This window comes from Actinomadura sp. NPDC048394 (genome assembly GCF_040651755.1).
GTDB lineage: Bacteria > Actinomycetota > Actinomycetes > Streptosporangiales > Streptosporangiaceae > Spirillospora > Spirillospora montaniterrae.
Map to the genome: position 1 here is coordinate 1 of NZ_JBEZJL010000171.1, position 3,106 is coordinate 3,106.

General features: G+C 66.0%; 4 protein-coding genes. 3 read left to right on the forward strand and 1 reads right to left on the reverse strand.

What is annotated here, in order from left to right:
* Positions 1-112 precede the first annotated feature (112 nt).
* Complete coding sequence (locus AB0C78_RS50595) at positions 113-289, forward strand: hypothetical protein (RefSeq protein WP_360762977.1); 177 nt, start codon at positions 113-115, stop codon at positions 287-289.
* Positions 268-879, forward strand: coding sequence for a hypothetical protein (locus AB0C78_RS50600; protein WP_360762980.1), 612 nt, complete (start codon positions 268-270; stop codon positions 877-879). The genes AB0C78_RS50595 and AB0C78_RS50600 overlap by 22 nt, the downstream gene beginning before the upstream one ends.
* A 608-nt stretch (positions 880-1,487) precedes the next feature.
* Here the strand turns inward: AB0C78_RS50600 and AB0C78_RS50605 are convergent.
* Positions 1,488-2,030: an RDD family protein gene (locus AB0C78_RS50605; protein ID WP_360762983.1), complete on the reverse strand. Its 543-nt coding sequence runs from the start codon at positions 2,028-2,030 to the stop codon at positions 1,488-1,490.
* Between the two features lie 667 nt (positions 2,031-2,697).
* Between AB0C78_RS50605 and AB0C78_RS50610 the strand changes: the two genes are divergently transcribed.
* The coding region (locus tag AB0C78_RS50610; protein WP_360762986.1) for a transposase family protein at positions 2,698-3,106 on the forward strand (409 nt) is incomplete at its 3' end.

Below are 3,106 nucleotides of genomic sequence, written 5' to 3' on the forward strand. Positions count from 1 at the left end.
CAGGACCTTCAGCAAGCCCTATCCTCCCAGTTCAGGAGCACTTTTCTCATGTCAACGACCAGCCGGAATCAATCCGCCATGAAAGCGCGAGGCTAAAGCCCATCATCCGGTAATGCTTCGTCTCGGCATGTGCGGGACGAACGACAACGAGAGCGAGGGAAGGGTCATGGTCCTCGACATCGAGCCGCCGAGCAGCCAGGAGCACTTCTGCCATTGGGTGCGTACAACGATCTACGACCACCGGCTATCACGGATGGGGGCGTCGGCGTGGTCGAAGTCCTGGCGATGACCCGCGGCCGCCTCCGCGAGTACGGGGTGCTGGGCGGAGGTTGGGCGGCGCTCGCGGCCCTTTTCGTGATGACCATTTCGACCTGGCCGACGGACGACACGGACCCGAAGGAACCGCCTTTTCAGGCGGGCAGCGGGGGGTGGGGCCTGAGCACACTGGCGGTGGTGGCCGTGATCGGGCTGATGACGGCCGTGGCGGTCAAGGATGTGCGCGCCACCCGGCGCGATGGCTCGCTCCGGCCGATGCGGGGTCCTGGCCTCGACGTGGCGTTGGGCACGTGCGCATGGTTTCTCGGCGGCCTGTCCTGCCTTCTCGCCTTCTTCTACACCCAGGCGGACGTCTGCGGCGGAGAAGCATTCCAGACGTTCGGCTGTCTGAACCGACCGGGTCCGCTTCTCGATGCGTTCGGCCTGGTGTGCGCCGCGTCGGCGACTCCCGCGCTGGTCGTCCTGACGATGCCGGCCAACCGGACGCGCCTCACCCGGTGGCTGGCGCCGGCGCTCATCCTCGGCCTGTACTTGCTGGCCCTCCGCATGTGGGTGCCTCATGTGGGCCTGGGAGTCCCGTCCCGCGACGACCCGATGCCCTGAGCACGCGAACGCGCCGATGACACTGGTCGCCTTCCTCAACAGGTACCTGCCCGCGCTCCTCAGCGGCGACCCCGAGGGGCCCGCGATCGGCGCCAGACCCACCAGGCCACAACGATCAAGGCGAGATCGGCCACCGCGGCCAGCGAGACGAGTCCGGCGACCATCCCCCAGGCTCCCTGCACGATCGGCTCGACGCTGGTGAAGTGGAAGCGAACCACCGAGTCCTGCGCGTGCGGGCGGTTGATCCAAAGTGCCTGGGTCCGCGCTTGATCTCCGAGGCGGCTGATCGACGGCGGAGGCGGGATGGTGGCGGTTCCAAGAGAAGGCAGCACGCCCGATGAGGTTCAGCGGGCTCTGCGTGCGCTGGAGGAGCAAATGCAAGCGGCACAGTCGGCAGTAAGTACAGGTCTCGTCGGGGCCGGGGGGAGGAAGGTGGGGGAAGAACAGCGGCTACGCCGCACGCCCAAGCCATCACCGGGGACAGGACCCCGCGCGCGAAGAGGCCGACGCCGTCAACGACGAGGCAAAGAAGGATGGGACTGGATGGGCCACCGGTGTCGCCGTCGTTGGAGTGCATCGTTGCAGCCGAGTTACGTCGGTTCTGGTGGTCACGGGGTCGCGCCGCGATCAGAACGATCCGGGGGGCCTGAACGAGCCCGCGATATTGACCGTAGAGCGCGGTTCCGGTTGCGGTTCAGGTGGCCGTACGGGTCAGGGTTGCCGTGGCCGACTTCGACAACCAGGGTGCGGGCAGCCTTGTCGTGCAGCGTCTGCCTGTCGCGATCCCAGAGCAGCCAAGCCACGTCAATTAGTGCGCCAACTCCAACGGTGACGAACGAGAGGATCATTGTGAACCCCAGTCGCCACGCCGCCCTCCCGAATCCGATCTGCTTGGAATCGCTACGGCTGATGATCTGGATGCCCAGAGCCATCTTCCCGGGTGTCTGGCCCCACAGGCCGTTGCACAGCCAGTGATAAAGAACGGTGAGAACGAACGCTGTAATCCAGAGCTTTCTGCTGTCGTACCCGTTCCCCGGCTCGGTGAAGGAGACCTTCACGAAGGCCCAAAACAGTGCCCAGAGCGTAAAGCCGTCGATGATGTGGGCGATCAGACGCCGCGTGCCGCTCGCCCGTTTGAGCCTTGTTGCCATGACATGGACTGTCGCGGCTTCCCCCCGAACGGCAAGCTGTGACGGTACGGATGTTGGTCACCATCAACCGGTGACCATTCACGCACCGGGTGTTACGGCAACCGGGATCGGCCGCGCGGAACAATCATGGAACGGACGGCCCCGTTCATGCTGGGCCACCCGTTCGCAGATCAGGATCTAGCTACTCGTCTCCTTGGTCACTCCACCCTGCGGAGCGGCAGATCGTCTGGCGTGCCCGTTGCGTGCCCGATGGGGAGGTGATCAAGGGGGGCTCACGGTCACTTGCGGGGAGATCTCCGAGGAGGCCCAGGTCAGCGGGTCGCCAGGTCGGGCGATGGGTTCATGATCGGCTTTGCAAGCCGGGTGTCGTGCAGCGCCGCAGGGCACATCCAGGGCACATGACCGCACGAGGAAGCGCGAGACGCCGAGAACCGTCGAGGGGTCAACCACAGGTTGGAACGGGGATCGGGCGTTCTGCTGCAGGTGGGCTTGATCGCAGAGGGATACAAGTTCGAGTCGAGGGCTCAGACTGAGCCTTTTCCAGGGGCAGTTCCGTGTGCGCTGATCACAGCGTGATCGCGGGCGGCGTGGGCGGTGTCGGACGTCAAGAAGCCCCTGGTAGGACGGTTGGTCTCTCACAACGTCCCGTCCCCACCAGAGGCTTCACGTGCTTTTGTACCGTGCTTCATTGCCGTTGTCGCGCCGGACGCTGACCTACGCCACCGGTGTCGTCCGCCGCCACCGCCAGGCCCTCGGCAGCAAGGGCCGGTGCCTGCCCCCGGGCATGCAGGCTCTGATGACCCTGGTCTACCTGCGCAAGGGCGAGACCTACGCCGAGCTGGGCGCCGGATTCGGCGTGTCGACCACCACCGCGTGGCGCTATGTCAACGAGGCCGTCGACCTGCTCGCCGCCCGATCGCCCAGACTCGGCTCCGTCCTGGCCAAAGCGGTCAAAGCCGGGCTGCCCTACCTGGTCCTGGGCGGCACCCTGGTCTCGATCGACCGGGTCGCCGCCGACCGGCCCCACTACTCGGGAAAGCATCGCCGCCACGGCATGAACCTCCAGGTCATCGCCG